Below are 4,716 nucleotides of genomic sequence, written 5' to 3' on the forward strand. Positions count from 1 at the left end.
CGCGACGGATATCGCTGCTCGCGGTATCAACGTCGAAGGCATTTCGCACGTCATCAATTTCGATGTTCCCACGTTCGCGGAAGATTACATCCATCGCATCGGCCGAACTGGCCGGGCTGCCGCGACAGGCGACGCGATAACTTTTGCTTCCTATGACGAACTGCTGCACCTGCGAAACATTGAAAAATTCATAGGACGCAAGTTTGTGCACGAGAGGTGCGAAGGTTTTACCTATACCAAACCCATGCTGACTCAGCCCGTAAGTAAACCGTCGGCTCGTCACCCGCACGCAAGTCGAATCAGCGCTGGCGGCAGGGGCCACAGCCAACGCGGCGGCAGAAGAAAACGCTACTAACAAATTGTCAAATTCGTTATTGTTTAAACACACAAAACCCGGAATCCAAAACTTTGTGGGGCCGGTTTATTTTTGTTTCTTATACCGATTGACTCTTTAATTCTTATTCCCGCTGAAGCTTACTCCGTATTTTATACTGGGCGGTTTTGACCTTTTTTTGAATATTGTAAACCGAGAATGTTTGCGTATAATTGTGACATGTAAACTGGCAAAAAGGTTCGTTTGTTTTATGCAATTATGCGAAAAATGAGATTTTTAGGCAAAAAACAGAGTTTTGTCTGGAAGCAAAACCCGAATGCGGGTTTATCTATGAACCATATAAACAGTCGTTGTGCAAAGAAAGAAGGATGAATTATGTCAAAGAGTATGTATTGCCCTAACTGCCATGCATATGTAGGCGACTGCGGTCATGTCTCAGGGGGCCTCGCTGGCCCCTCGACGCTGTCAGGCACATGTGGTAAGTGTGAACGTCAGTATTCAGTGACATGCAATGGTGACTGCCTCAAGGAGAAAGCTGAGGCAAAACAAGGAAGTTTTACCACCGGCCTCCGAATTTCCGAGGACGGACGAAAAATCATTGATGACAATGGTGACGAACTTGCGACGTTTAGGGAGGATATTGTTGTTCGCACCGAAAACAAAGGCGGCGACTTTCGTCTTGAAGGACAAATGGTGTGTAAAAAGGAGTGTATTGCGTGGGACTCAAATGGGAAATGCGTTAGGTACTATACATCATGTACTTATATACCAGCACCCACGACATAGTACGATGGTGATGGTAAATCGTGGTAAATAGATGGCATAGCAAGCGGCTGTAGTGGATGGGTTTTACCATTGTTTTTATGGGCTGGTAATTATCTAAACAGTTCTTTGAAGTAATCAGGCAGTTTGGCCTCGAATGTCATCTCTCGGCCGTCGGCGGGATGCTTGAAGGAAATGGATTTGGAATGAAGTGCCAAACGTCTGTACCCATCTTCTTTTCCGTATTTTCTGTCGCCCACAACCGGATGGCCTTTATCCGCAAGATGAACGCGAATTTGATTTTTGCGGCCGGTCAGAAGATTAATTTGGAGCATACTGAACTGCTTGGTTTCTTTCAGAACTTTATAAGCGGTCTTCGCTAATTTGCCTTTTCCGGAATCTGTCGTGGAATAAACAACAAAGGCCTTGTTCTCGGCCAGGTACGAAGTAATAATTCCCTCTTTAGGCGAAGGCGTTCCGTGAACGACGGCAATGTATATCTTGCAGACGTCTTGCCACTGGTCCTGCAAACGTGATTTTATTTCTTCGCTTTTTGCGAAAACAAGAACGCCTGATGTCCACTGGTCCAGCCGGTGAACGGTGAAAATCTGGTTTCGCGATTTGCAATTTCCTTTGCGAACGTAGTCGGTAAGGATGTATTGAACGGTTCTTGTTTTGTCGGTTAGCGTTTTGACGGTCAACAGCCCGGCCGGTTTATTGACTACGATAATATCTTTATCTTCGTAGAGAATTTCGAGTCCTTTGGGGAGATGTCTGTAAGGCGACTGTTTTTTACCGGGCATATTTGTATTCTCTAAACGATAAAACCATCTTTGAAGTTTCGCGTCAAAGTCATTTGATGTCAATACCGTTTTTCGCCGGCAGCGGCTTGACCAATACCAGTCCGCACAGCAGTAATAACGATTTGGCAAAAGCCGCGATTTTGACGCGGATTTCTCTGGTTAATTTGGGCCACAGAGGGTACCCAGCTACGCGAAGAGCTATGCTGAGGCAGGCAGATTTATTAAGATTGGCGATATATTTAATCTTTCAGTTTCTTTTTATGTTTTGTCTCGGCCTTCTTTATATTTTCCGCGGCTGGTAAATTCTCCGGCATGGTGCCGCCGATCTCCTTAATTGTCTGTCGGATTTTCGCTCCGACCTGGCGATGTGTACGGTTTGCTTTTTCCCTTCCCTTAATGTTTTCTCGCCTCAGTTTTTCTTCGGTTTGGGTAGCCCTGAAAAGATTAGCTGCAAGCTCGGTGCTGCCCATATAGTCGAGAATCTGCTGTCCTTTTTTGAGGCCTTTGCGTCGATGGATATCGCCGGAAGTCAATCCATTGTATAATCCCATATAACCGTGGTTTTGGAAAATGGCGTAGTCCGATGCCTTTACTACTCCTGCCTCTTTGGCCGCTCCGGCAAGACGAATGTTGTGGACTTTCATCTCCTTGCGAAGGATGAGTCTCCTTTTGTCTTCGATTTCCTGTTCGGAAATTTCCTGTCTGCGCGTCTGGACGGCAAAATATGTCTGCCCCAGTGCCACAATTTCCTTTGACGGGTCAGCATTCTGAACTATCAGGTAGCAGGCATATCGGGACATATATACGGTATTTACGGGCCTTTGCGCTCCGCTGCCTATATAGACCATTTCGGTGATATCAACGAAATGGTCTTCGACGGGGTGCCCGCTGTTAAAACAGGCTTTTTTTGCTTTTTTAATTACCTGCTCGAAATTGCGGTAATCGGTATAGCCGAGGACCTGAGAAAAATCTCTGCTTGACCAGTATTCGCTGCCTGCATTATTGATTCGTTTGATGCGCTCGAAGGGCGAATCATTGCCCGTGGGTGGTGTTCTATTAATCTCATTTGCCATTTTTGTTCTCCGTTCGCTTGACCGGCATACATCTTAGTCGCAAAACAGGAACATTTCAAACAATACGGCAGGTTTTTTTCGGTTTTTGCAATACGCCTCGGGAAATTTGTCCTGCGGCAGAGATTGGTTACTGAATTCTGTATTCTGACTCCTATATTCTGTTTTTCCTTTCTTTCACCGGAATTATGGGGTAATCTGCTAAGTGGCAGATAACAGCATTTTCGATTTAGTTAATTTATGTCCTCCGTCCAAATAAGTGTGCTGCATGGAGATATATAGGGACAAATCATTTATTTTCAGGCAGGTGATGACGCCACAATTTTTTGACTCAAAAATGTTATAAAAATCAGGCAATATATTGTTGCATAATTAAAAGATGTGGAGTTAAAAATGACCAAAGCTTCAAATAGAACATATAAGCTTTCCCGAGCTTCGATGCTTTCATTCCGAGATGAGAGCAAGATGTATGAATCGCTTTCAGGCGAGGAGTGGATTTGGGAATCTCAAGCTCGGCTGTCGGTTAAGATAGCAGGCTTTCCCTTGGGTGGAGCTCCAGGTTTTATAAGTGTAACAAACAAACGAGTGGTATTTGAGCCGGCAAAAACGAGCATTACAGGAGCTATGGCAGAAATAGATTTTCAAAATATAGAGAAAGTTCAGAAGACATGTAACTTTCTGATTTTTCCTAACTCATTCAAGATATTTACCAAGGATGGCAAATGTTACAAGTTCACAACATGGAGCAGGAACGCTATCGTGAAGTTACTCGATAACCCCAAAAAACTGTGAAATCTTCGGTCAAATACGGCAGGGCTAACCGAGTCGTATCTTGGTTTCGATGATGTCGTTGGGTTTGATTTTATTATCAGGGTTGGGGATTTGCATTTCGAAGTAACGCTCGGCCCGGCCGGTTGCGAATCCATCGTCAACAGATTCGATTAATACGCGTTCACTGCGGCCAATAAAATTTTCTCTGTATTGATGAGCTAAATCATCGGCGAGTTTTTGCAGTATTGCGGCGCGCTCTTTGATTATTTGCGGTTCGGTTTTCGGTGACATCTTCTCGGCAGGCGTTCCGCGGCGGGCGGAGAAACTAAATACGTGGATGCGCGAAAATCCGACGGCCTTGCATAATTCGGTTGTCTGCTCGAAATCCCTATCGGATTCGCCGGGAAAGCCGACGATAATATCGGTAGTAATCGCGGGGTTTTCCAAACAGGAGTTCAGCATTCGCACTTTTTCGAGATAATCCTCGGCCGTGTAAAGCCGGGCCATTTTTTTAAGAATATTATCCGAGCCGGACTGCAATGACAGGTGCAGGTGCGGCATAATATTAGTATGTTTGGCGAGTACGTCAAGCAGTTGCGGCGTGATATCCTGCGGGTTGAGCGAGCTGATACGCAGGCGGTGCAGGTCGGGAGCTAGCGCGAGTTTTTCGAGCAATTGCGCGAGGTAATCTGTTTCGGGGTTTGTCCAGTTTTGCCGGCGAGTGGTATCCCGGCCGAACGCGCCGAGACAGATGCCGGTCAGGACGATTTCCTTATGGCCCGATTTTACCAGTTGTTCAGCCTCGCGGCAGATAGAATCTATGGGTCGGCTTTCGATTCGGGGGCGAACAATTGGTATGATGCAGTACGTACAATAATTATCGCAGCCGTCCTGGGCCTTCAAAAAAGCCCGTGTATGGCCCGCAAAAGCGGTCAATTCGGGCAATTTCAAGGGGTCACAGGTGCTTTTGGGCTTG

At 45.9% G+C, this 4,716-nt stretch carries 4 protein-coding genes and 1 pseudogene; 2 read left to right on the forward strand and 3 right to left on the reverse strand.

Annotated elements, in window-relative coordinates; translation table 11 throughout:
• A pseudogene (locus tag WC496_12725) lies at nt 1–202 on the forward strand (helicase-related protein).
• A 1,007-nt stretch (nt 203–1,209) separates the two neighbouring features.
• Here the strand turns inward: WC496_12725 and WC496_12730 are convergent.
• Both WC496_12730 and dinD read right to left on the reverse strand, forming a co-directional pair.
• Entirely contained in the window at nt 1,210–1,899 is a 690-nt protein-coding gene (locus tag WC496_12730; protein MFA5293878.1) for an RluA family pseudouridine synthase, read from the reverse strand.
• Between the two features lie 239 nt (nt 1,900–2,138).
• Nucleotides 2,139–2,972, reverse strand: a complete 834-nt coding sequence (gene dinD / locus WC496_12735) for a DNA damage-inducible protein D (protein MFA5293879.1) — start codon at nt 2,970–2,972, stop codon at nt 2,139–2,141.
• Between the two features lie 390 nt (nt 2,973–3,362).
• Here dinD and WC496_12740 point away from each other — a divergent pair, with 390 nt between their 5' ends.
• A complete protein-coding gene (locus WC496_12740) occupies nt 3,363–3,761 on the forward strand; it encodes a hypothetical protein (GenBank protein ID MFA5293880.1) in 399 nt (132 codons plus the stop codon).
• A 24-nt stretch (nt 3,762–3,785) separates the two neighbouring features.
• Here the strand turns inward: WC496_12740 and WC496_12745 are convergent.
• Nucleotides 3,786–4,716 (reverse strand): MiaB/RimO family radical SAM methylthiotransferase (locus tag WC496_12745; GenBank protein ID MFA5293881.1); only part of this gene is annotated, 931 nt, incomplete at its 5' end.

This window comes from Phycisphaerae bacterium, from assembly GCA_041652575.1.
Classification (GTDB): Bacteria; Planctomycetota; Phycisphaerae; order Sedimentisphaerales; family UBA12454; genus UBA12454.

Coding starts and splice junctions, on each gene's coding strand:
- WC496_12740 (MFA5293880.1), top strand. CDS start 3,363: ATGACCAAAGCTTCAAATAGAACATATAAGCTTTCCCGAGCTTCGATG.
- WC496_12730 (MFA5293878.1), bottom strand. CDS start 1,899: ATGCCCGGTAAAAAACAGTCGCCTTACAGACATCTCCCCAAAGGACTC.
- dinD (MFA5293879.1), bottom strand. CDS start 2,972: ATGGCAAATGAGATTAATAGAACACCACCCACGGGCAATGATTCGCCC.